Below are 22,880 nucleotides of genomic sequence, written 5' to 3'. Positions count from 1 at the left end.
TCTTCTGTCGCGGCTGGCGGTTACAGGCCGTTCTTGGCCTTGAACTCGCGACGGCGACGGTGCAGGACCGGCTCGGTGTAGCCGTTGGGCTGCTTGGTGCCTTCGAGGACCAGCTCCAGCGCAGCCTGGAAGGCCACGCTGTTGTCGAAGTCAGGCGCCATCGGGCGGTACAGCGGGTCACCCTGGTTCTGGCGGTCGACCACCGGGGCCATGCGCTTGAGGCTCTCGATCACCTGGTCCTTGGTTACCACGCCGTGGCGCATCCAGTTGGCCACGTGCTGGCTGGAGATGCGCAGGGTGGCACGGTCTTCCATCAGCGCGATGTCGTTGATGTCCGGCACCTTGGAGCAACCAACGCCCTGTTCGACCCAGCGCACCATGTAGCCGAGGATGCCCTGCGAGTTGTTGTCCAGCTCGTTCTGTTTCTCTTCCTCGCTCCAGTTGGTGTCTTGCGCCAGCGGGATGGTGAGGATGTCGTCGATGGAAGCTTTTTCGCGCTTGGCCAGTTCGACCTGACGCGCCTGCACGTCGATCTTGTGGTAGTGCATGGCGTGCAGGGTGGCTGCGGTTGGCGACGGTACCCACGCGGTGTTGGCACCGGCCATGGGGTGGCCGACCTTCTGCTCGAGCATGGCGGCCATCAGGTCAGGCATGGCCCACATGCCCTTGCCGATCTGCGCCTTGCCCTGCAGACCGCACGCCAGACCCACGTCGACGTTGTTGTTCTCGTAGGCGCCGATCCACTTCTCGGCCTTCATGGCCGCCTTGCGCACCATCGGGCCGGCTTCCATGGAGGTGTGGATTTCGTCACCGGTGCGGTCGAGGAAGCCGGTGTTGATGAACACCACACGCTCGCGCGCTTCCTTGATGCAGGCCTTGAGGTTGATCGTGGTACGACGCTCCTCGTCCATGATGCCCACCTTGAGGGTGTTGCGCGGCAGGCCGAGAACGTCCTCGACGCGGCCAAACAGCTCGGTGGCGAAGGCGACTTCTTCCGGGCCGTGCATCTTCGGCTTGACGATGTACATCGAGCCGGTGCGGCTGTTGGCGCGGGTGGTGTTGCCCTTGAGGTTGTGGATGGCGATCAGGCTGGTGAACAGGCCGTCCATGATGCCTTCCGGCACTTCGTTGCCTGCCTTGTCGAGGATGGCGTCGTTGGTCATCAGGTGACCGACGTTGCGGATGAACAGCAGCGAGCGTCCGTGCAGGGTCAGCTCGCCGTTGCCGTCGGCCTTGGTGTAGACGCGGTCCGGGTTCATGGCGCGGGTGATGCGCTTGCCGCCCTTGTCCAGCTCCTCGACCAGATCGCCCTTCATCAGGCCGAGCCAGTTGCGGTAGACGATGGTCTTGTCGTCGGCGTCGACGGCGGCGATGGAGTCTTCGCAGTCCATGATGGTGGTCAGCGCCGATTCCATCAGGATGTCCTTCACGCCGGCCGCGTCGGTCTGGCCGATCGGGCTGGCCGGGTCGATCTGGATCTCGAAGTGAATGCCGTTGTTCTTCAGCAGCACAGCGATCGGTGCGCTGGCTTCGCCCTGGAAGCCTTGCAGCTGGGCCGGGTTCTTCAGGCCGGTGGTGCTGCCGTCTTTGAGCGAAACGACCAGCTTGCCGCCTTCGATGCGGTAGCCGGTGGAATCGACGTGCGAGCCGGTTTCCAGCGGTGCAGCTTCGTTGAGGAAATTGCGCGCATAGGCGATGACCTTGTTGCCGCGGATCTCGTTGTAGCCCGGCCCCTTGGTGGCGCCGTCCGCTTCGGAGATGGCGTCGGTGCCGTAGAGCGCGTCATACAGCGAGCCCCAGCGGGCGTTGGCGGCGTTCAGGGCGAAGCGCGCGTTCATGATCGGCACCACCAGCTGCGGGCCGGCCATGCGGGCGATTTCTTCGTCGACGTTCTCGGTGGTGGCCTGGAAGTCTTCGGCTTCCGGCAGCAGGTAGCCGATTTCCTGAAGGAAGGCCTTGTACGCCACGGCGTCATGGGCTTGGCCGGCGCGGGCCTGGTGCCAGGCGTCGATCTTGGCCTGCAGCTCGTCGCGCTTGGCCAGCAGGGCGCGGTTCTTCGGCGCCAGGTCGTGGATGACGCTGTCGGCGCCGGCCCAGAAGGCAGCGGCATCGACGCCGGTACCGGGAATCGCTTCGTTGTTCACGAAGTCGTACAGGACTTTGGCGACCTGCAGGCCACCGACTTGAACGCGCTCAGTCATTACTCGCCTCACTTGGTTCTTCTAATTCGACGGACAGTCTCGTTTCTTGTAGTCCGAGTCGCCGGATACTACATGAAGCGCCGGGGAAAATCAGTCCGCCGAAAGAGCCGGTCGTTTCGGCCTTGCGACGCTGGGCGAGGGCGCTGCAGACTGCCACAGAGGCGACTGCCTGCTATACCTAATGGGCCGTCGCTACCTCGTAAGCGAATTCCCAGCACAGGAGCCGTCCATGGATCACCTCGTTCTCACCGTCATTGCCGAAGACCAGCCAGGTCTGGTCGAACGACTGGCCAAGTGCATCGCCGATCACGGCGGCAACTGGCTGGAGAGCCGCATGTCGCGCATGGCCGGACAGTTCGCCGGCATCCTGCGGGTGGCCGTGCCGCAACAGGCACATGGAGAGCTGACCGCCGCACTAGAGGGGCTGCAAGCGCAAGGCATCCGCGTGTTGCTGGCGCACAGCGGTACGGAGCCGGTAGAGAGCTGGCAGGAAATCCAGCTGGAGCTGGTCGGCAATGATCGTCCGGGCATCGTGCGCGACATTACCCATCTGCTGGCCACGCACGGCGTCAATCTGGAAAGCCTGGATACCGAGGTGTTGCCGGCACCGATGAGCAGCGAGCTGTTGTTCCGTGCCGAAGTGCGTCTGGCCGTGCCGAGCGAGCTGTCGCTGGAAGTCCTGCAACAGCGTCTGGAAGCCCTGGCCGACGACCTGATGGTCGAACTCAAGCTGCAGCCGGCCGAGAAATCCTAGACGGTCGCCAGCTTTTTCAGCCGGCGCTTTTGCGCATCACGCGCCAGGCATCCAGGCTGTAGACCGCAAGCCCCGCCCAGATGCAGAAGAAGGCCAGCTGGCGGTCGACCGGGAATGGCTCGCCGAACAGCTGGACGGCGAGGATCAGCAGCAGCGTCGGCGTCAGGTACTGCAGGAAGCCCAGCGTCGAATACGGCAGGTGACGCGCGGCGGCGTTGAAGCCGAGCAGCGGGATCAACGTCACGGGTCCTGCGGCCATCAGCCAGAGTGCGTCGCTGCTGGTCCAGAACGCAGGTTCGGTACTGGTGCCGCTGCTGAACCAGAACAGCCAGACCAGCGCTATTGGTAGCAACAGCCAGGTTTCCACCACCAGCCCGGGCAACGCGGCCACCGGTGCCAGCTTGCGCAGCAGCCCGTAGCTGCCGAAGCTCAGCGCCAGCACGATGGAAATCCACGGGAATTCGCCGAGCATCAGCAGCTGCAGGCTGACACCGACGGTGGCCATCGCCACCGCCAGCCACTGCAGCGGGCGCAGCCGCTCGCGCAGCACGATCATGCCGAGCAGCACGTTGACCAGCGGGTTGATGTAGTAGCCCAGGCTCGCCTCGACCATCCGGTCGTGGTTCACCGCCCAGACGTAGATCAGCCAGTTGGCGGCGATCAGCACGCTGGAGATGCCGAGTACGCCAAGCCGTCGCGGGTGCGCCAGCAGTTCGCGCCACCAGCCGGGGTGGCGCCAGACCAGCAGCACCAGCGAGCCGAATACCGCCGACCAGATCACCCGCTGGGTAACGATCTCAAGTGCGCCGTATTGCTCAAGTGCCTTGAAGTAGAGCGGAAACATGCCCCAGATGCTGAAGGTAGCCAGCCCCAGCAGATAACCCTTGCGCAGATTGGCGGTAGCCATGACGTCCTTCGACGAGCAGCGGAGAGCCGGTCATTTTGCGCCTTTGCTCGAAGGAGAGAAAGCTTAGGCTGCTAACGTAGATGCACGACGCGACCAGCTGCGCCGATCCAGCAGATTAGGGAACGTGCGAAGGCTCGCTCCGTCTCATCTGCATCGCCAATCGAAACGGCGTCGCACTCAGGCGACGTGCGTACGGAGGTCGCAATGCGCTTGCAGAATCAGGTGGCTCTGGTCACCGGCAGTACCCACGGCATCGGCCTCGGTATCGCCGTGCGCCTGGCCGAGGAAGGGGCAGACGTGGTCATCAACGGTCGCGAAGAAGATGACGAGGCCCGTGCGAGTCTTGAACAGGTGTGCGCCGTCGGGCGGCGGGTCTGCTTTATTGCCGCGGATGTCAGCCAGGTCGAACAATGCCGCCGGCTGGTGCACGAGAGCGTCGAGCGAATGGGCCGGCTGGACATCCTGGTGAACAACGCCGGGGTGCAGACGCACGCCGCGTTTCTCGACGCCGAGGAAGGCGACTACGACCGGGTACTCGACGTGAATCTGCGCGGGCCGTTCTTCCTCTCCCAGGCCTTCGCCCGCTATCTACGCGAGCAGGGCCGCGGCGGGCGGATCATCAACAACAGCTCGGTGCACGAGGAATTGCCGCACCCCAACTTCACCGCCTACTGCGCGAGCAAGGGCGGGCTGAAGATGCTCATGCGCAATATCGCCATCGAGCTCGCGCCGCTGGGCATTACGGTGAACAACGTGGCGCCGGGCGCGGTGGAAACGCCGATCAACCGCGCACTGATGAACCAACCGGAAAAGCTCGCCAGTCTGTTGCAGAACATCCCCGCCGGACGCCTCGGCCGGCCCCGCGACATCGCTGGCGTTGTCGCCTTTCTTGCCTCACCGGATGCCGAATACATCACCGGAGCCACCTTGGTGGTCGATGGCGGCCTGCTATGGAATTACAGCGAACAATGACCAATATCCCGCCGTGTCAGCCGTTCAGCCATGACGTCAGCGCCATTTCGCTGGCCGATACCCTTACCCCCGCCGAGCGCTATCAGGAGTTGTTCGTCGCGGTGCAGATGCAGCGCATCTTTCCTGACAGCAAAACCTTCGTTGACTGCGCGCCCCTGCAGCATCCCGAGGTCATCCTCAAGGATTACCGTGCCCGCTGCGACGAGCCGGGCTTCGACCTCGCAGCTTTTGTGCACGAGCATTTCAGTCTTTATGAGATGCCGTCCAAGGAGTTCGTCGCCAACCCCGACGACAGCCTGGCCGAGCACATCGACCGGCTCTGGCCGATCCTCACCCGCCATCCACAGGACCATCCCGAGCATTCCTCGCTGCTGCCCTTGCCGCATGATTATGTGGTGCCCGGTGGGCGCTTCACCGAGCTGTACTACTGGGACTCCTACTTCACCATGCTCGGCCTGGATGAGAGTGGGCATTGCGACCTGTTGCGCTCGATGGCCGACAACTTCGCCTATCTGATCGACACCTACGGCCATGTACCCAACGGCAACCGCACCTACTATCTGGGCCGTTCGCAGCCGCCGGTGTTCGCCCTGATGACCGAGCTGTTCGAGGAAACCGGCGTCCACCGCGCCAGCGACTACCTGCCGCAACTGCACAAGGAATACGCCTTCTGGATGGAGGGCGCCGAGGTGCTGCGCCCGGGCGAGGCGCATCGACGCTGCGTGTGTCTGGCCGATGGAATGTTGCTCAACCGCTACTGGGACGAGCGCGCAACGCCGCGCGAGGAGTCCTACCGCGAGGATGTGGAAACCGCGCGCTCCAGCTGCCGGCCGCGGCACGAGGTCTATCGCGACCTGCGCGCCGGTGCCGAGTCGGGCTGGGATTTCAGCTCGCGCTGGCTCGACGACGCCCACCGGCTGGCGACCATCCGCACCACCAGCATCCTGCCGGTCGACCTCAACGCACTGCTCTACAAGCTGGAGCGGCAGATCGCCGAGCTGTCTGCGGTGAAGAACCAGCACGCCTGTGCCGAGGCCTTCGCCCGCCGTGCCGAAGCGCGCCTGGCAGCAATCGATCAGTACCTGTGGAATTCCCGCGCTGGCGCCTATTTCGACTACGACTGGCAGCGCGGCCGGCAGCGCGACAATCTCACTGCCGCGACGCTGGCCCCGCTGTTCGTGCGCATGGCCAGCGCCGAGCAGGCCGCGGCGGTGGCGGCGACGGTGCAGGAGCGCCTGCTGGCGCCAGGCGGCCTGGCCACCACCGAGATCGGTGGCAGCGGCGAGCAGTGGGATCGGCCCAATGGCTGGGCACCGCTGCAGTGGATCGGCATTCGTGGGTTGCAGCACTACGGCCATGATGCACTGGCGCTGGACATCGAGGAGCGCTGGCTGACTATCATCAGCCACCTGTTCGAGCGCGAGAACAAGCTGGTGGAGAAGTACGTGCTGCGACCCTGTACCGAGCACGCCGGCGGCGGCGAGTATCCGCTGCAGGACGGCTTCGGCTGGACCAACGGCGTCACCCGCAAGTTGATGCAGGAAGACCCCAATCACGAGGCCAACCGCTGTCGTGCGGGGCATTGCCGGAGCGTGGCGTCCTAGGCGCCGGCCGCCGGCGCGGAGGGGTATTTCCACACGGATGCCATGGATCAATAGTTATCGTACAACTGCTGGGCTATGATGAGCGTCGCTTCCGCTTTCAGAGATCGCCATCCATGGAAAACCAGAGCGCACAACCGCGCGCCCGCCGCAAACATCGCAGTCTTGCCCAGGAACTGGTCGCCGAACTGTCGCAGCAGATTCGCGATGGCGTGATCAAGCGGGGCGACAAGCTGCCTACCGAGTCGGCCATCATGCAGGCCCAGGGTGTCAGCCGCACCGTGGTGCGCGAGGCGATCTCGCGGCTGCAGGCCTCGGGGCTGGTGGAAACGCGGCACGGCATCGGCACCTTCGTCCTGGACACCCCCAGCACCACCGGACTGCGCATCGACCCGGCGACCATCGGCACCTTGCGCGATCTGCTGGCGATTCTCGAATTGCGCATCAGCCTGGAAGTGGAGTCGGCCGGTCTGGCCGCGCAGCGCCGCTCGCCCGAGCAGCTGGCGGCCATGCGCGCCTTTCTCGATCAGCTGAACCAGAGCGCGGCCCACTCCAGCGATGCGGTGGCGTCGGACTTCCAGTTCCATCTGCAGATCGCCGAGGCCACCGGCAACCGCTACTTCACCGACATCATGAGCCACCTGGGCACCACCCTGATCCCACGCAGCCGGGTCAACTCGGCGCGCCTGGCCCATGACGACCAGCAGCACTACCAGGCCCGTCTGGGCCGCGAGCACGAGCAGATCTACGAGGCCATCGCCCGGCAGGACCCGGAATCGGCGCGCGCTGCCATGCGCCTGCATCTGACCAACAGCCGCGAGCGGCTGCGCCAGGCCCATGAGGAGGCGGAAGCGAGCAAGGTCGGCTGACCGCCGCGCCTCGTCAGCCCGCCGCGGCGGGCAGCGCTTCGGCGAGGCCTAGCGGCGGTAGGCCAGCAGCACGATGCCGCCGACCACGATCAGCCCGCCGAGCACCTGCGAGGGGCCGAGCAGCTGGCCGAGCACCAGCCAGCCAAGCAGCATGCCGGCGACCGGCTCCATGTTCATCACCGGCGCGTTGCGCGCGATGTTCAGGCGCGGCATGCAGATGAACAGCGTCGAGAAGGCCGCACCATAGAGCAGCACCAGGCAGGCGAGGGCAATCCAGCCGGCAGTGGCGCTGGGCAGGTCGAGCCCGCCGGGAATCAGGCCGCTGCTGCCGAGCAGGGCCGAGGCGAGAAACACCACGATCAGGGTCAGCATGCTGCGCACCGAACCGGCCATGTTCGACAGCTTGTGCTCGGTCACCCACAGCGCCGCCGCGAACACCGCGGCGGCCGTCAGGCTGAACAGGATGCCGGCGACCCATTGGCCATCCGGTGCCTCGGCGCTCAGCAGGCGCGCCGGCACATCCAGCACCAGCACCAGGCCGAACAGGATCAGGCCCATGATCGCCAGCGCCTGACGGGTCGGCCGCGGGCCGCCGAGGACCCAGGTGAGCAGCGCCAGCAGGATCGGCGAGAGGTTCACCACCAGCAACGCCAGCGCCACCGGGATGCGCGCCACCGCCGAATAGATGCAGAAGCTCTGCACCGCGATCAGCAGGCCGAGCAGAAGCTGCCAGCGCCAGGTGGCCGGGCTCAGGCGCAGTGACTCGCGCCGCCAGAACACCAGCGCCGCCAGTACCACCAGCGTCACGCCGGCGCGGCAGAGCATGGCCAGCAGCAGGCCGGTGTCGTGATCGAAGGCGATGCGGGCGGCGATGTGGTTGCCGGCGAACGAGCAGGCCAGGGTCGCCAGGATCAGCACGGCGATATGGCGGGGAAACGGCGCGGCAGCTTGCATGAAATCCAGTCCTTCTAGTGCCTGTACAGAGTTCTACGCGTTCGATTGCACGACGACCTTGGGTCAGGCGGCCTGATCAGGGCGGTGTCTGCGTCAGTGTGCAAAGTAAAACGCCGCCCGGGTGGGCGGCGTCCTCGTCCCTTGTCTGCCTTCAGAGCACTACGCTCGGCAGCCACAGCGAGATCATTGGGATATAGGTCACGGCCATCAGCACGGCGAACAGCGCAGCGTAGAACGGCAGCAGCGCCTTGACGGTGCTTTCGATACTGACCTTGCCGATGGCGGCACCGACGAAGAGTACCGCACCTACCGGCGGGGTGATCAGGCCGATGCCGAGGTTGACCAGCATGATCATGCCGAAGTGCACCGGATCGACGCCGAACGAGGTCACCACCGGCAGCAGGATCGGCGTGAGAATCAGAATCAGCGGTGCCATGTCCATCAGCGTGCCCAGCACCAGCAGCATGAAGTTGATGCACAGCAGGATCACGTAGCGGTTGTCCGACAGGGTCAGGAATGCCGTGGTGATCTTCGCCGGTATCTGCATCAGGGTCATGATGTAGCCGAAGCTCGCGGCGAAGGCGATCAGGATCATCACGATGGAAAGCGTGCGCACCGTGCGGTGCAGCATCTTCGGCAGCTCGCGCCACTTGTAGTCGCGGTAGATGAACATGGTCACGAAGAAGGCCCAGACCACGGCCACGGCGGCCGACTCGGTGGCGGTGAACACGCCGGAGAGGATGCCGCCGAGGATGATCACCATGGTCATCAGCCCCCACAGCGCCTCGACGCAGATCTTCAGCGCCTGACGCAGCGGGATCACCTCGCCCTTGGGGTAGTTGCGCTTGCGCGCGAAGAGCAGGCACAGCGTGGCCATGGTGGCGCTGAGCAGCAGCCCCGGGCCGATCCCGGCGACGAACAGCGCGGCGATGGAGACGGTGCCGCCGGCGGCCAGCGAGTAGATCACCGAATTGTGGCTGGGCGGGGTGAGCAGCGCCTGCACCGAGCCGGAAACGGTGACCGCGGTGGAGAATTCCCGTGGGTAGCCCTTCTTTTCCATTTCCGGGATCAGCACCGAACCGACCGAGGCGGTATCGGCCAGGGAGGAACCGGAGATGGCGCCGAAGAAGGTCGAGGCAGTGATGTTGACCAGCGACAGGCCGCCACGAACGAAGCCCACCAGCACCCCGGCGAAGGCCACCAGGCGCCGCGCCATGCCGCCTTCGGCCATGATCGCGCCGGCCAGGACGAAGAACGGGATGGCCAGCAGGGAGAATTTGTTCACACCGCCGGCGATCTGGATCATCACGGCGTGCAGCGGGATGTCGATGTACCAGGCGCCGATCAGGGTGGCCAGGCCGAGGGCATAGGCGACCGGGACGCGCAGCAGGATCAGGGCAATGAAGCTGCCCAGCAGAATGGCGGCATCCATTACACGGACTCCTTGGAATCTTCGCAGTTCTCGTAATCGACGACGCGACGCTTGTGCTGGTCGCCGTAGAGCAGTTGTTCGATGACGAACAGCAGGGTGATCAGCCCGCCCAGCGGGATCGGCGCATAGCTGATGCCGACGCGCAGCCAGGTCAGGGTGCTGAGGTACTGGTTCCAGGTGGCCACGCACAGCTTGTAGCCCCAGATCAGCATGAACAGGGCGATGGCGGCCATGGCCAGGCGCACGAACAGGGTGACAAAGGGCTGGGCCGCGGCCGGCAGGCGATCGGTCAGCACCTGCACCGCCATGTGTGCACCGGCGCGGTAGCTGGCTGCGGCGCCACGAAGGTGAACAGGACCATCAGCAGGATGGCGATCGGCTCGGGCCAGCCGAGGCCCTGGCCCAGTGCATAGCGGCTGAACACACCCCAGGGAATGATCGTCGCCATGACCACGATCGCCAGGGCGGCGACGATGACGCAGGCGCGGTAGATGGCGTCGTTGACGCTCAGAACCAGGTTTTTCATGAGACTTCACCGGTTGCGCGGCGCAGGCGGGTGGCCGGCGCCGCGCGCTTGCGCGAGGGTTACTGAACGGCTTCGATGCGCTGGATCAGCTCGGCGAACTGCGCGCCATACTTCTCACGGACCGGGGCGGTGGCGTCGTAGAAGGGCTTGGTGTCGACTTCGATGTACTCGACGCCCTCGGCCTTGAGCTTCTCGTTGCTGGCGTTTTCCTTGGCTACCCACAGCTCGCGTTCTTCCAGCTGGGCTTCCTTGGCCAGTTTCTTGACCAGCTCCTGCTGCTCGGGGCTGAGCTTGTTCCAGGTGGTCTTGGACATCAGCAGCGGCTCGGGGAGGATCAGGTGATGGGTCTGGGTGTAGTACTTGGCGGCGCGGAAGTGGTTGTGCTCGAGCAGGGTCGGCGGGTTGTTCTCGGCGCCATCGATCACGCCGCTCTGCAGGGCGCTGAAGATCTCGCCGGTGTCCATGGCGATGCCGTTGGCGCCCATGGCGTTGAGGGTGTCGATGAACAGCGGGTTGCCGATCACGCGGATCTTCATGCCCTTGAGGTCATCCAGGCTGCGCACCGGCTTCTTGGTGTAGAGGCTGCGGCTGCCGGCTTCCATCCAGGCCAGGCCGACCATGTTGAAGTCCGAGTTGGTGATGGCGTCGAGGATTTCCTGGCCGATCTCGCCGTCGACCACCTTGCGCATATGGTCGACGTCGCGGAACACGAAGGGCATGTTGAACACGTTGGTGGCCGGCACCACCGGGCCCACCGAGCCGAGGCTGACGCGGGTCAGCTGGACGGCGCCGATCTGGGTCTGCTCGATCACTTCCTTCTCCGAGCCGAGTACGCCACCGGCGAACATGCGTGACTTGATCTCGCCGTTGGTGGCGGCTTCCAGTTTCTTGCCCAGGTTTTCCATGGCGACCACGGTGGGGTAGCCGGCGGGGTGGATCTCGGCGATCTTCAGGGTCATCTCGGCCAGCGGAAGTGTGGCCAGAAGCAGCTTGCGTTTGAGGTTCATGGAAAACTCCGTTTTGTTGTTGTAGGTGAACAGCAGTGCTTGACCGGCGCCGCGAGCGGCCCGGGGTGGATCAGTTCCGGGTGAAGGCGGGCTCCTCGATGCCGGTGACGCCGGGGTTGAGCGCGAACAGGCCGCCGGCCAGCGGCTGATCGGCGAGGTCGCCGCCAGGTCGGATCGAGGTGACGTACAGCGTGTCCAGCCGTGGCCCGCCGAAGGCGCACATGGTCGGTTTCTTCACCGGCACGGCGAGGGAGCGATCCAGCCGGCCGTCCGGGGTGAAGCGGTGGATCAGCCCGGCGTCGTTGCCGCAGATCCAGTAGCAACCCTCGGCATCCACAGCGGCGCCGTCCGGGCGGCCGGGGTACTCGAGCATGTCGACGAACAGGCGGCGACGGCTCGGCGTGCCGCTGTCGGTGTCGTAATCGAAGGCCCAGATCTTCTGCACACCGGGATGTGAATCGGACAGGTACATGGTTCGCCCGTCCGGGCTGAAGGCCAGGCCGTTGGGCACGATAAAGCCGTCCAGCTGCGGCACCAGCGGGCCGCGCGCGGCCTGGTCATCGAGCCGGTACAGCGCGCCGACCGGATGCCCGGCGGCCATGTCCAGCGCCATGCTGCCGGCCCAGAAGCGGCCCTGGCGATCGCAGCGGCCATCGTTCATGCGCATCGCGGGCAGCTGGTGATCGATGGTCGCCAACGGGCGGCTGTCGAGCCGGCCGTCCGGGCCTGTCTGCAGGGCGAAGAAGCCGCTCTCCATGCCGGCCACCCAGCCGTCGCCGTGGCGGGCGATGCAGGCCAGCATCTGCTCGCCCTGCCAGCGGGAAAGCTGGCCGTCGGTAGCGCTCCAGCGCAGCAGCTCGCGGTTGGGGATGTCGACCCAGTACAGCGCCTGTTCGGCTGCGACCCAGACCGGGCTTTCACCGGTGGCGCAGCGCAGGTCGGCGATGAGTTCAGCTTCACTGGCCATTGCGTTTCTCTTTGTTGTTGTACACGGGCGAAGGGGGGCTATCAGTCGAAGGGGCCGGCCGCGACGAAGGCGCCGCCCTGATAGATGCCGGCCGGGTCGTCGGCGCTGTAAGGCGGTTGCTGCTCGACCTTGTCGCGGAACGCTTCGGAGCTGTCCTGCGCCTGGAAGCCCAGGTGCGCGGCCAGATGGTTGTCCCACCACACATCACGGTTGGCGGACATGCCGTAGACCACCGTATGGCCGACCGCTGGCGTGAACAGCGCGCAGCGCATCAGCTCGGTGAGGTCACGAAAACTCAGCCAGGTGCTCATCATTCGGCGGTTGGCCGGCTCGGGGAATGAGGAGCCGATGCGGATGCTGACGGTCTCGATGCCGTAGCGATCGTGGTAGAAGCTCGCCATGTCCTCGCCATAGGACTTGGACAGGCCGTAGTAGCCGTCCGGGCGCCGTGGTGCGTGGGCGTCCAGGGTTTCGGTCTGCGGGTAGAAGCCGATCACATGGTTGGAGCTGGCGAAGACCACACGCTTGATGCGGTGCAGGCGGGCTGCTTCATAGATGTGAAAGGTGCCGCGGATATTGGCGTCGAGGATTTCCTCGAACGGCCGCTCGACGGAGACGCCGCCGAAATGGGCGATGGCATCTACGCCGTCGCACAGGGCATGCACGGCCGCCTTGTCGGCGAGGTCGCAAGGCACGACCTCCTCGTGTTCGCCGGCTGCCGGGGCCATCGGCGCGATATCGGACAGTCGGATGATGCGGGCGTAGGGCTGCAGGCGTGCACGCAGCTCCTTGCCGAGGCCGCCGGCTGCGCCGGTGAGCAGAAGGCGGCCGAATGGGGGTGTCGGAGTGGTTGTCATCGGAGTGCCTGTCGTTATTGTTCTTGGAGTCATCTGTTGTCATATGACATGTTGCGAAATATCAGCATCTGCCTCGGCGGATGTCAACAGGCTTAAAGTCGTATTTATCGCCTTGTGCACGCTCATTGCTGCAAATGCCAGGCGCTCGCACCTGTAAAGCGCGATGGCACGGCGTTCTTGGCGCAAACGCTGGCAGCGGGCGGATGACACGGCGAGGCACCGCAGCGCATCATGAGGTTGTATGATGACATGCAAAAAAGAACCTGTCCCTGTTCGTTGCGCTAGCCGCACCCCGGCGGAGATAGCATTGATGGCCAAACGCTGCAGCAGTTCCCGTGCAGGGGCCACGCCGACGCTGATCGACGTGGCCAGGGTTGCCGGTGTTTCGCCGATCACCGTGTCGCGCACCCTCGGTCGGCCCGAGGCAGTGGCACCGGCGACGCGCCGGCGGGTGCTGGAGGCGGTGCGAGCCACCGCTTACGTGCCCATGACGTCAGTTGTCATATGACTGCAGGCATTATGGCGATGGCCTGCGGCTTGTCAACGTCGCCTAAGGTCGGAGCGATAAAAGCCGGTGCGCCGTTATCCGTGCGCTAGAGTGAGGAATTGGCCGGCGCTTGGGTTTTGCGCGGTGCCGCCAGCGAACGCTCCGTTGGCGGAGAATCGTGGCGTTCTTGGTGATGTGGTCGTATGACTCAAGGGCGGCGATAGGGGGACGTCAGTGCCGGGGACAGATCGATGGTGCCCTTCTCGACGAAGCGCTGGGTGCCGAACAGGCCGCCGGCGAGCTTGCCGCGCAGCACGTAGGGCACGGCGTCGATGCCAATGTTCTCGGCCAGGCCCAGTGCCTGGCGTGCCGCGGAAAAGGCCGAGATGGTCACCGGTACTTCGAGCACGCTCTCGCCGAAGCGCGGCACCGTACCACGCTGGTCGCTGACACCACTGGCCAGCCGCCGGCCGTTGATTTCCAGGTCGAGGGCGACGCCGCTGTAGTCGATGGCGCCCTCGTTGGGGTTCTGCAGGCGCAGCTTGACCAGGAAGCGAGCCTCCAGGCCCTCGCCCTGCAGCGGCTGGATGCCGGCGACCTGAACGTTGAGCGGGTCGCGCGGGGACAGTGCCGCGCAGGCGCCCAGGGTCAGGGCGAGCAGGGCGATCAGCAGCAGACGCAGCGGCTGCCGTGGCAGGTGGAGCGTGGCGGATGGATGCACTCAGGATTTCCTGTCGAGGTTCTTGATGCCCTGCAGCAGTTCGATGGGCAACGGAAAAACGATGGTCGAGCTCTTGTCACCGGCGATGTTGCTCAGCGTCTGCATGTAGCGCAGCTGCATGGCGCCCGATTGCCGGCCGAGCATTTCGGCGGCCTGCATCAGCTTCTCGGAAGCCTGCAGCTCGCCCTCTGCATGAATGACCTTGGCGCGCCGCTCGCGTTCCGCTTCGGCCTGGCGGGCGATGGCGCGGACCATGGATTCGTCGAGGTCGACGTGCTTGATCTCGACATTGGACACCTTGATCCCCCAGGCGTCGGTCTGTGCATCGAGCACTTGCTGGATGTCATTGTTGAGCTGCTCGCGTTCGGCCAGCATGTCGTCCAGTTCGTGCTTGCCGAGCACTGCGCGCAGTGTGGTCTGCGCCAGCTGGCTGGTGGCCGAGTGATAGTCCTCGACCTGGATGATCGCCTTCTGCGCGTCCAGCACGCGGTAGTACACCACTGCGTTGACCTTCACCGAGACGTTGTCACGGGAGATCACATCCTGAGTCGGCACGTCCAGCACCAGGGTGCGCAGGTCGACCCGCACCATCTGCTGCAGCCCGGGGATGATCATGATCAGGCCGGGTCCCTTGACCTTCCAGAAGCGCCCGAGCATGAACACCACGCCGCGCTCGTACTCACGCAGGATGCGGAACGCCGAGGCGAGCAGCCCCACGACCAGCACCAGCAGCACCAGAAAACTCATTTCATAACCCATGGTTCAGCTCCTCTCGATTGCTTGATGGCTGTGCCGCGACGTTCAATTGCAGACCCTCCCGGGCGACCACCCGTACCTGCTGGCCGACCTGCAACGGGGTGGCGCTGCGTACCTGCCAGTTCTCGCCCTGCAGATGCACCCAGCCGCTGTGCGGGTCCTGCGCGGAGATGCCGGTGACCGGCGCCAGGCTGCCGATCAGCTCGGCATCACCGCCGACCAGCCGCTGGCGGCGCGCCTTCAGTGCCATGGCGACGATGGCGAACACCAGCAGCGCGCTGGCGAAGCCCAGTGGCACGATCAGCGACAGTGGAATGCCGAAGCCGGGTACCTCGGTGTCGATCAGAATCACCGCGCCGGCGACGAACGCGGCGACCCCGCCGATGCCGAGCACACCGAAACTGGGCAGGAAGGCCTCGGCCACCATGAAGGCGATGCCGAGCAGGATCAGCGCCACCCCGGCGTAGTTCACCGGCAGCAGCTGCAGCGCATACAGCGCCAGGATCAGGCAAATGCCGCCCAGCACGCCGCCGGCGCCCATGCCGGGATTGGAGAATTCGAGGATCAGCCCGTAGATGCCGATCATCATCAGAATCAGCGCCACGCTGGGGTTGGTGATCACCGCCAGCAGGCGCACCCTCCAGTCCGGCGCGTGTTCGATCAGGCGCGCATCGGCCGTCTGCAGCCTGACCTCGCCCTCGATGGTGGCCAGCGTCTTGCCGTCGAGCTGACGCAGTAGGTCGGCCACGTCGCGCGCCAGGTAATCGATCACCTTGAGTTTCAGGGCTTCGCTGGCCGACAGGCTGACCGCCTCGCGCACCGCCTGCTCGGCCCACTCGGCGTTGCGTTCGCGCAGCTGGGCCAGCCCGCGGATATAGGCCGCCGCATCGTTCACCTGCTTGCGGGCGAGGGCGTCGCCGGACGCCTTGGCGTCGTCTTCACGTTCGCCCTTCGGCTGCTCCGGCGGTGCACCGGGCATGCCGCCGATCTGCACCGGCGTCGCCGCGCCGAGATTGGTGCCCGGCGCCATCGCGGCGACATGGCTGGCATAGAGCATGTAGGTGCCGGCGCTGGCGGCGCGGGCGCCGCTGGGGGTGACATAGGTGGCCACCGGAATGGGGCTGGCGAGAATCGCCTTGATGATGGCGCGCATGGAGGTGTCCAGCCCGCCGGGGGTGTCCAGTTCCAGCACCACCAGCTGTGCGCCCTCGTCGCGGGCGTGTTGCAGGCCGCGCAGAATGTAATCGGCGCTGGCCGGGCCGATGGCGCCATCGACCCGCAGCAGCGTCACCGGATCGGCGGCACTCGCGCTCTGGACCGCGAGCGCGAGCAGCAGGGCCAGCAGCCAGCGGGCGGGATGGCGAGGCATGGCGGATGTCCTCTGGCAGCGGCACGGCACAGTGTCGTGCCCTTGCTGGCAGCTTAGACCACCGCCGTCGTAGCGCGGCGAGGCAGGACGCCGCGTATCCGCCGACCGGGCTGAACTCCAGTCGCGGCCGCGGCCTCAGAACCAGTAAGGGCCGGCCTTCGCGGCCTGCATGCCGATCGAGGAGTCTTCATGCGCATCCATCACCTGAACTGTGGCTGCATGTGTCCGCTCGGCGGGGCCTTGTTCGATGGTTTCAGCAAGGGCCTGACGGCACAGCTGGTCTGCCATTGCCTGCTGCTGGAAACCGACCAGCACGGGCTGGTGCTAGTGGATACCGGTTTCGGCACCGAAGACGTGCGGCGCCCCGGCGAGCGGCTCAGTCCGTTCTTCCGGGCGCTCAACAACATCCGCCTGGAGCCGCGCTACACCGCGCTGGAACAGCTGCACCGGCTCGGTTTCGCCGCCGAGGACGTGCGCCATATCGTGCTCACCCACCTGGATTTCGACCACGCCGGGGGCCTGTCGGATTTTCCGCAGGCCCAGGTGCACGTGCTGCAGCGCGAGATGGATGCCACCCGGGCGACACGCAGCTTCATCGGCCACAGCCGCTACCGTCACCGGCAGTGGGACGAGGTGCGCCACTGGCAGTTCTACGAGCCGGGCGGCGATCTCTGGTTCGGCTTCCAGGCCGTTCGCGAGTTGCGCGGGCTGCCGCCGGAAATCCAGCTGATCCCGCTGACGGGGCATACCCATGGTCACGCCGGGGTCGCCGTGCAGACCGACAGCGGCTGGTTACTGCATGCCGGCGACGCCTATTTCTTCCGCGAGGAGGTCGGCCGCAACGAGCGCCATTGCACGCCGGGGCTGCGCTTCTACCAGCGCATGATGGAGGTCGATCGCACCGCTCGGCTGGCCAATCAGCACCGGCTGTGGACGCTGTCGCTGGAGCACCGCGACGAGGTCACGCTGTTCTGCAGCCATGACGCGCAGGAGCTGGCGCGCATGCAGCGTGGTGCGCACTGATGGCGGCGCCACGCAGCCGGGCGGTGGAGCGGATGATGGCCGCCGTGCGCTGGATCGGCTTCGGCGCCTGTTCGCTGGCCGCGCTCGGCTATGCGGCGATCGGCAACTACAACATGACCGGCGCCATGCTGGCGCTGGCCGTGCTTTCCTGGATCAACATCCGCCGCAAGCGTACGCCACGGCCGCCGCAGGGCTGAACCGGCTCAGCGGCCGCGACGCCCCAGCGCCCAACCCGCACCCAGCGCCAGCAGCGCGCCGGCGCCCAGCGCCAGCTTGCCGACGCTCGCCGCGCTCAAGGCGATCGCCCGCGGTTTCGCCTGGTCGCCGAAGCGACCCTGGGTGGCGTGCAGCCCCTCTACGGGCTCGAATAGGTTGTCGGGGCGGCCCTCGGGCTCACGCTCGGGGATCAGCTGGCCGTCCCAGGCCTGGCGGGCCAGCATGCGGTCGAGCAGCCCGGGCATGAACAGCGTGCCGATGATCGCTTTCAGGCTGGCGGTGCCGACCCACAATTCCCTTGGCGCTTCCCGGGCCGCCCGCAGAACGGCACGGGCGGCGACCTCGGGTGTATGAATCGGCGGCACCGGCTGTGCACGCCAGCCGACCTTGTTGCGTGCCCAGTCGAACTGCGGCGTGTTGTGCGCCGGCAGTTGCACCATGCTCAAGCGAATGCCGCTGCGGTCGTGAATCAGCTCGCAGCGCAGCGAGTCGATGAAGCCGCGGATGGCGAACTTGGCCCCGCAGTAGGCCGACTGCAGCGGAATCGCGCGATAGCTCAGCGCCGAGCCGACCTGCACGATGGTGCCGCGGTTGCGTGGGCGCATGTGGCGCAGGGCGGTCAGGGTGCCGTGCACGCTGCCCAGGTAGGTCACCTCGGTGACGCGGCGGATTTCTTCGGGAGTCAGTGCCGAGAACGGGCCGAACACCGTGGCCATCGCCGCGTTTACCCAGACGTCGATCGGTCCCAGCTCGGCCTCGACGCGCGTGGCGGCCGCTTCCAAAGCCGGGGCATCGGCGACATCGGCGGCGATCGCCAGCACACGGGCTCCCAGCGCTTCGAGCTGCGCCTGGGTGTCGCTCAGGCCCTGCTCGCCGCGCGCGATCAACGCGACGCGGTAGCCGGCTCTGGCGAAGGCCTCGGCGCTGGCGCGGCCGACACCGGCAGTCGCGCCACAGATCACCGCGGTTGGTTCTGGCATGGGAAGTCCTCTGGTCATTGCAATGAACGGGCGCTTTCGGTGGCCCGCAGCCTGCTTAGACGACCCGCCCAGGCCCGGCCGAGTTCGCCGCTTGCCCCAGTGGATCGCTCGGCTATCGACCAATGGCCAATGACGGCTACTCCTTTGGTCTGAGATGGTTAGCAGGCTAAGCGATAGCTGGCGCCGCCCCTTGGCTCAAAAGGCGAAGCGGCATGACGCAACGATGCCACCGTGGTGGCTGCGTCTTCCCCCTCTGTGCATCCATCAGATGCCCTCGGCGGCTTATCCGGTCGCCTTCGGACTCGTTCCCGCTGCCCTGAGGGCGGCGGGTCTGCCCCGCTGACGAAGGAACCCGTTGGCGTCGATCAGGTCGATTCAGTGAGCGTCGTAATGGCCAATTCCTGACTAACGGAGACCCTGATGGACCTTATCCGCATCATCTTCGCGATTCTGCTGCCACCGCTTGGCGTCTTTCTCCAGGTCGGTTTTGCCGGTGCCTTCTGGCTGAACATCCTGCTCACGCTGCTGGGCTACATTCCGGGCATCATTCACGCCGTCTGGATCATCGCCCGCCGCTGATCGCTCAGAGCCCGGCTCGGCCGGGCCCGCTTTTGAACTCCCTCCGCTGGCCGTGTAGAGTCGCGCCTCCTGCGCTACGGAACCTATTAGGCGCGAAACACTCAAGAAAACGCCGGAAACCGAGCGCCATCGCCCGCAGGTGATGCCCCCGCGCTGCGTCAGACCTGCCCCGGTACACGGAAAGGAAACCAGATGAGCGAGTCCTTCATCGATCAGAACAATTTCAGGCGCATCCTCAATCGCAACGTGGCCGTGCCTCTGGGCTTCGGCTTCCTCAGCGCCTTCTTCTTCAGTGCCATCGTCTATTACCTGCTGAGCGTCAGCCACTGGGTCGATCAGTCGGTCAAGGGGGTGGCCCACGCCCATGAAGCGCTGCGCCTGGTCGCCGATCTGGAAACCGGCCTGCGTGGGTACCTGATCGCCGGCGAAAAGCCGTTCCTCGATCCGTACCGCCAGGGCCTTGAGCAGATCGAGGAGGAGCTGGACGCGCTCAAGCGCTACGCCGGCAACAACCCGCTGCAGCTGTCGCGCATCCAGAAGGTCGAGGCGGCGCATCATCTCTGGCTCACCTTTGCCGAAGAAGGGATCGCGCGGCGTAGCGCCGGCGAGTCGATCGTCGAGTACGTGCGCACCCGCCGCGGCCTCGACCTGACCAACCAGCGCCGCACGCTGCTCAACGAATTCATCGCCACCGAGCGTCAGCTGCGTGCCGAGCGTACCGACACCTCGGAAATCGTCACCACGGCGCTGATCGGTGGCTTCCTGCTGTTCAGCCTGATCTTCAGCAGCCTGCTGGTCTTTCTCGGCCGCCGCGATCTGACCACGCTGTCGACGACCTACTCCGAATCGCTGCGCAAGCAGCAGGCGCATGCCGAGGCGCTGGAAAAGCAGGCCTGGTACCGCACCGGCCAGACCCAGCTGAGCGAGTCGATCATCGGCGAACTGGCGCTGCCGGCCCTGGGCCAGGGCGTGCTGAACTTCCTCTCGCGCTACATCGACGCCGCCGTCGGCGCGCTGTACGTGGTGCAGGACGGCAAGCTGCAGCGCGTTGCCGAATACGCCTACGACCCGGAACATCTGCAGAGCGCGCGTAGCCTCGAGGTCGGTACGGGGCTGGTAGGGCAGGCCGCCTTGGAGCGGCGGATGATGGCGCTCGAAGACCTGCCGGCCGGCTATCTCAAGGTGACCTCGGCGCTGGGCGACACCACACCGCGCGCGGTGCTGATCGTGCCGGTGGAGGACAGCGGCCTGCTCAATGGCGTGATCGAACTGGGCTTCCTGCGACCGCTGCGCGAGCAGGACAGCGAGCTGCTGCGACGCATCGCCCCGAGCATCGGCTCGGCCATCGAAGCGGCGCGTTACCGCCAGCGGCTGCAGAAGGTGCTGGCCGAAACCCAGCAGCTCAACGAGGAGCTGCAGGTGCAGCAGGAAGAACTGCGTGCCGCCAACGAGGAGCTGGAGGAGCAATCCAATGCCCTGCGCGAGTCGCAGACGCACATGGAAGAGCAGCAGGCCGAGCTGGAGCAGACCAACGAACAGCTGGCCGAGCAGACCGAAGCGCTGGCTCGTCAGCGCGACCAGATGGACGAGAAGAACCAGCGCCTGAACGAGGCCCAGCTGATGCTCGAGCAGCGCGCCGACGAGCTGCAGCGTGCCAGCCGCTACAAGTCCGAGTTCCTGGCCAACATGTCCCACGAGCTGCGCACGCCGCTGAACAGTTCGCTGATCCTGGCCAAGCTGCTGGCGGACAACCCGGCCGGCAACCTGAGCGAGGAGCAGGTGCAGTTCGCCCGCTCCATCTATTCGGCTGGCAACGACCTGCTGACCCTGATCAACGACATTCTCGACATTTCCAAGGTGGAAGCCGGCAAGCTCGAGGTGCACCCGGAACTGACCATCCTCGCGCGGCTGGTCGATGGCATGAAGAGCCTGTTCCTGCCACAGGCCATGGAGAAGGCCCTGAGCTTCAGCGTCGAACTGGCCGACGACCTGCCGCCCACCCTGTTCACCGACCGCCAGCGCCTGGAGCAGATCCTCAAGAACCTGTTGGCCAACGCCTTCAAGTTCACCGAGAAGGGCTCGGTCACCCTGCGCGTCGAGCCGCGCGATGGCGGCATGCTGGCCTTCGCGGTGCGCGACACCGGCATCGGCATCGCGCCGGAGCAGCAGGCGGCGATCTTCGAGGCGTTCCGCCAGGCCGATGGCACCACCAACCGACGTTATGGCGGCACGGGCCTGGGCCTGTCGATCTCCCGCGAGCTGGCGAACCTGCTGGGCGGCCAGATCGAAGTGCAGAGTGCGCCGGGCGCCGGCAGTACCTTTACCCTGGTGTTGCCGCAGAGCTACAGCGAGCCGCTCGCCGTCGAGCCGACCACCGCGCCGCAGCCGAGCCGTGCACCGGTCACCATGGCCGAAGCGATCACGCCGCCGGCGCGCCGCGACGAGCCGGAGCTGCCGAACCGCGGCGCCGTGTCCTACGAGCGCCTGCCCGACGACCGCGACAAGTACCCGTTCAAGGAGCGCTGCGTGCTGGTCATCGAGGACGAGCCGCAGTTCGCGCGCATCCTCCGTGACCTGGCCCACGAACTCGAGTACAGCTGCCTGCTGTCGCAGAACGCCGACGACGGCTTCGACACCGCGGTGCAGTACAAGCCCGATGCCATCCTGCTCGACATGCGCCTGCCGGACCATTCCGGCCTGACCGTGCTCGAGCGCCTCAAGGAAAACCCGGCGACCCGCCATATTCCGGTGCACGTGGTCTCGGTGGAGGATCGCAAGGAAGCCGCGCTGCAGATGGGCGCGGTGGGCTACGCGATGAAACCCACCACCCGCGAGGAACTGAAGGACGTGTTCGGTCGCCTGGAAGCCAAGCTGGCGCAGAAGGTCAAGCGCATCCTGCTGGTGGAGGACGACGCCCTGCAGCGCGAGAGCATGTCGCGGCTGATCGAGGACGTGGACATCGAGATCACCGCCGTCGAGTTCGGCGCGCAGGCGCTGGAACAACTGCGCAGCACCGTGTTCGACTGCATGATCATCGATCTCAAACTGCCGGACATGGACGGCAGCGAACTGCTCGAGCGCATGGCCAAGGAGGATATCTGCTCCTTCCCGCCGGTGATCGTCTACACCGGGCGCAACCTCACCCGCGACGAGGAAGCGGCGCTGCTCAAGTATTCGCGCTCGATCATCATCAAGGGCGCGCGTTCGCCGGAGCGGCTGCTCGATGAGGTCACGCTGTTCCTGCACAAGGTCGAGTCGGACATGCCGCCCGAGCGGCAGAAGATGCTGAAGAGCGCGCGTAGCCGCGAGAAGGCCTTCGAAGGCCGCAAGATCCTGGTGGTGGACGACGACGTGCGCAACGTCTTCGCCCTGACCAGCGCGCTGGAGCAGAAGGGCGCGCTGGTGGAAATCGCCCGCAACGGCCTGGAAGCGATCGACAAGCTGCAGCATGCAACCGACATCGATCTGGTGCTGATGGACATCATGATGCCGGAGTTGGATGGCTTCACCGCCATGCAGGAAATCCGCAAGGAGGCGCGCTTTGCCAAGCTGCCGATCATCGCGGTGACCGCCAAGGCGATGAAGGACGATCAGGATCGCTGCCTGCGCTCCGGCGCCAATGATTACCTGGCCAAACCCATTGACCTCGACCGGCTGTTCTCGCTGATCCGCGTCTGGCTGCCGAAAGTGGAGCTGCTGTGA

The 22,880-nt window shown here is 65.8% G+C and carries 20 protein-coding genes and 2 pseudogenes; 9 read left to right on the top strand and 13 right to left on the bottom strand.

All coding sequences use genetic code 11. The features are described from left to right. Positions 1-20 precede the first annotated feature (20 nt). Positions 21-2,201, bottom strand: a complete 2,181-nt coding sequence (locus PSTAB_RS19145) for a malate synthase G (RefSeq protein WP_013984276.1) — start codon at positions 2,199-2,201, stop codon at positions 21-23. A gap of 229 nt (positions 2,202-2,430) precedes the next feature. Here PSTAB_RS19145 and PSTAB_RS19140 point away from each other — a divergent pair, with 229 nt between their 5' ends. Then, the gene (locus PSTAB_RS19140) at positions 2,431-2,955 is read left to right on the top strand and encodes a glycine cleavage system transcriptional repressor (protein WP_003282662.1); all 525 of its coding nucleotides are present in this window, start codon (positions 2,431-2,433) and stop codon (positions 2,953-2,955) included. A gap of 16 nt (positions 2,956-2,971) precedes the next feature. On the opposite strand, the gene rarD is transcribed toward PSTAB_RS19140, so the two are convergent. Further along, on the bottom strand, positions 2,972-3,862 hold the full coding sequence (gene rarD / locus PSTAB_RS19135; RefSeq protein WP_013984275.1) for an EamA family transporter RarD: 891 nt from the start codon (positions 3,860-3,862) through the stop codon (positions 2,972-2,974). Between the two features lie 204 nt (positions 3,863-4,066). Here rarD and PSTAB_RS19130 point away from each other — a divergent pair, with 204 nt between their 5' ends. From PSTAB_RS19130 to PSTAB_RS19120, 3 genes are all read left to right on the top strand, one after another. Continuing rightward, positions 4,067-4,834 carry an SDR family NAD(P)-dependent oxidoreductase gene (locus PSTAB_RS19130; protein ID WP_013984274.1) on the top strand — a complete coding sequence of 256 codons (768 nt, stop codon included), beginning with the start codon at positions 4,067-4,069 and terminating at the stop codon, positions 4,832-4,834. Continuing rightward, positions 4,831-6,438, top strand: a complete 1,608-nt coding sequence (treF, locus tag PSTAB_RS19125; RefSeq protein WP_013984273.1) for an alpha,alpha-trehalase TreF — start codon at positions 4,831-4,833, stop codon at positions 6,436-6,438. The genes PSTAB_RS19130 and treF overlap by 4 nt, the downstream gene beginning before the upstream one ends. Positions 6,439-6,551: 113 nt before the next feature. After that, a complete protein-coding gene (locus PSTAB_RS19120; RefSeq protein ID WP_013984272.1) occupies positions 6,552-7,304 on the top strand; it encodes a FadR/GntR family transcriptional regulator in 753 nt (250 codons plus the stop codon). A 48-nt stretch (positions 7,305-7,352) separates the two neighbouring features. On the opposite strand, the gene PSTAB_RS19115 is transcribed toward PSTAB_RS19120, so the two are convergent. The 7 genes and pseudogenes from PSTAB_RS19115 to PSTAB_RS21995 all read right to left on the bottom strand — a co-directional run bounded on the left by PSTAB_RS19115 (position 7,353) and on the right by PSTAB_RS21995 (position 13,455). Then, positions 7,353-8,258, bottom strand: coding sequence for an EamA family transporter (locus PSTAB_RS19115; RefSeq protein ID WP_013984271.1), 906 nt, complete (start codon positions 8,256-8,258; stop codon positions 7,353-7,355). 151 nt (positions 8,259-8,409) lie between these two features. After that, a complete protein-coding gene (locus PSTAB_RS19110) occupies positions 8,410-9,690 on the bottom strand; it encodes a TRAP transporter large permease (RefSeq protein WP_013984269.1) in 1,281 nt (426 codons plus the stop codon). Beyond that, positions 9,690-10,216 (bottom strand): annotated as a pseudogene (locus PSTAB_RS19105) (TRAP transporter small permease). The gene PSTAB_RS19110 and the pseudogene PSTAB_RS19105 overlap by 1 nt, the downstream one beginning before the upstream one ends. A 59-nt stretch (positions 10,217-10,275) precedes the next feature. Then, on the bottom strand, positions 10,276-11,223 hold the full coding sequence (locus tag PSTAB_RS19100; protein WP_013984268.1) for a TRAP transporter substrate-binding protein: 948 nt from the start codon (positions 11,221-11,223) through the stop codon (positions 10,276-10,278). Positions 11,224-11,293: 70 nt separating this feature from the next. Then, on the bottom strand, positions 11,294-12,190 hold the full coding sequence (locus tag PSTAB_RS19095) for an SMP-30/gluconolactonase/LRE family protein (protein ID WP_013984267.1): 897 nt from the start codon (positions 12,188-12,190) through the stop codon (positions 11,294-11,296). Positions 12,191-12,231: 41 nt separating this feature from the next. After that, positions 12,232-13,047, bottom strand: coding sequence for an NAD-dependent epimerase/dehydratase family protein (locus tag PSTAB_RS19090; protein WP_013984266.1), 816 nt, complete (start codon positions 13,045-13,047; stop codon positions 12,232-12,234). Positions 13,048-13,086: 39 nt separating this feature from the next. Next, on the bottom strand, positions 13,087-13,455 hold the full coding sequence (locus tag PSTAB_RS21995; RefSeq protein WP_237234196.1) for a hypothetical protein: 369 nt from the start codon (positions 13,453-13,455) through the stop codon (positions 13,087-13,089). Between PSTAB_RS21995 and PSTAB_RS21455 the strand changes: the two are divergent. Continuing rightward, positions 13,412-13,534: pseudogene (locus PSTAB_RS21455) on the top strand (LacI family DNA-binding transcriptional regulator); the annotation flags it as partial. The gene PSTAB_RS21995 and the pseudogene PSTAB_RS21455 overlap by 44 nt on opposite strands. Positions 13,535-13,742: 208 nt before the next feature. Here PSTAB_RS21455 and PSTAB_RS19085 read toward each other — a convergent pair. Genes PSTAB_RS19085 through PSTAB_RS19075 form a run of 3 tightly spaced genes read right to left on the bottom strand, consistent with a single transcriptional unit; the run spans position 13,743 to position 16,380 of the window. Next, a complete protein-coding gene (locus tag PSTAB_RS19085; RefSeq protein ID WP_013984264.1) occupies positions 13,743-14,255 on the bottom strand; it encodes an LEA/WHy family protein in 513 nt (170 codons plus the stop codon). Next, the gene (locus PSTAB_RS19080; RefSeq protein WP_011914898.1) at positions 14,256-15,014 is read right to left on the bottom strand and encodes a slipin family protein; all 759 of its coding nucleotides are present in this window, start codon (positions 15,012-15,014) and stop codon (positions 14,256-14,258) included. It abuts the gene before it with no gap. Next, entirely contained in the window at positions 15,004-16,380 is a 1,377-nt protein-coding gene (locus PSTAB_RS19075) for an NfeD family protein (protein ID WP_013984263.1), read from the bottom strand. Before PSTAB_RS19075 ends, PSTAB_RS19080 begins: the two co-directional genes overlap by 11 nt. A gap of 189 nt (positions 16,381-16,569) precedes the next feature. On the opposite strand from PSTAB_RS19075, the gene PSTAB_RS19070 reads away from it, so the two are divergent. Continuing rightward, the gene (locus PSTAB_RS19070; RefSeq protein ID WP_013984262.1) at positions 16,570-17,403 is read left to right on the top strand and encodes an MBL fold metallo-hydrolase; all 834 of its coding nucleotides are present in this window, start codon (positions 16,570-16,572) and stop codon (positions 17,401-17,403) included. Continuing rightward, complete coding sequence (locus PSTAB_RS19065) at positions 17,403-17,600, top strand: hypothetical protein (protein ID WP_013984261.1); 198 nt, start codon at positions 17,403-17,405, stop codon at positions 17,598-17,600. The genes PSTAB_RS19070 and PSTAB_RS19065 overlap by 1 nt, the downstream gene beginning before the upstream one ends. Before the next feature lie 6 nt (positions 17,601-17,606). Here the strand turns inward: PSTAB_RS19065 and PSTAB_RS19060 are convergent, their stop codons facing one another. After that, positions 17,607-18,599: an SDR family oxidoreductase gene (locus PSTAB_RS19060; protein ID WP_013984260.1), complete on the bottom strand. Its 993-nt coding sequence runs from the start codon at positions 18,597-18,599 to the stop codon at positions 17,607-17,609. Positions 18,600-19,019: 420 nt separating this feature from the next. Between PSTAB_RS19060 and PSTAB_RS20995 the strand changes: the two genes are divergently transcribed. Together PSTAB_RS20995 and PSTAB_RS19050 are read left to right on the top strand one after the other, a co-directional pair. Next, complete coding sequence (locus tag PSTAB_RS20995; RefSeq protein WP_003286662.1) at positions 19,020-19,178, top strand: YqaE/Pmp3 family membrane protein; 159 nt, start codon at positions 19,020-19,022, stop codon at positions 19,176-19,178. A gap of 192 nt (positions 19,179-19,370) precedes the next feature. Next, positions 19,371-22,880, top strand: a complete 3,510-nt coding sequence (locus tag PSTAB_RS19050) for a response regulator (protein ID WP_013984259.1) — start codon at positions 19,371-19,373, stop codon at positions 22,878-22,880.

Source organism: Stutzerimonas stutzeri (assembly GCF_000219605.1).
Taxonomy (GTDB): Bacteria; Pseudomonadota; Gammaproteobacteria; order Pseudomonadales; family Pseudomonadaceae; genus Stutzerimonas; species Stutzerimonas stutzeri.
The sequence above is the reverse complement of the archived record's forward strand: the minus strand, read 5'-3'. Positions and strand labels throughout refer to the sequence as shown.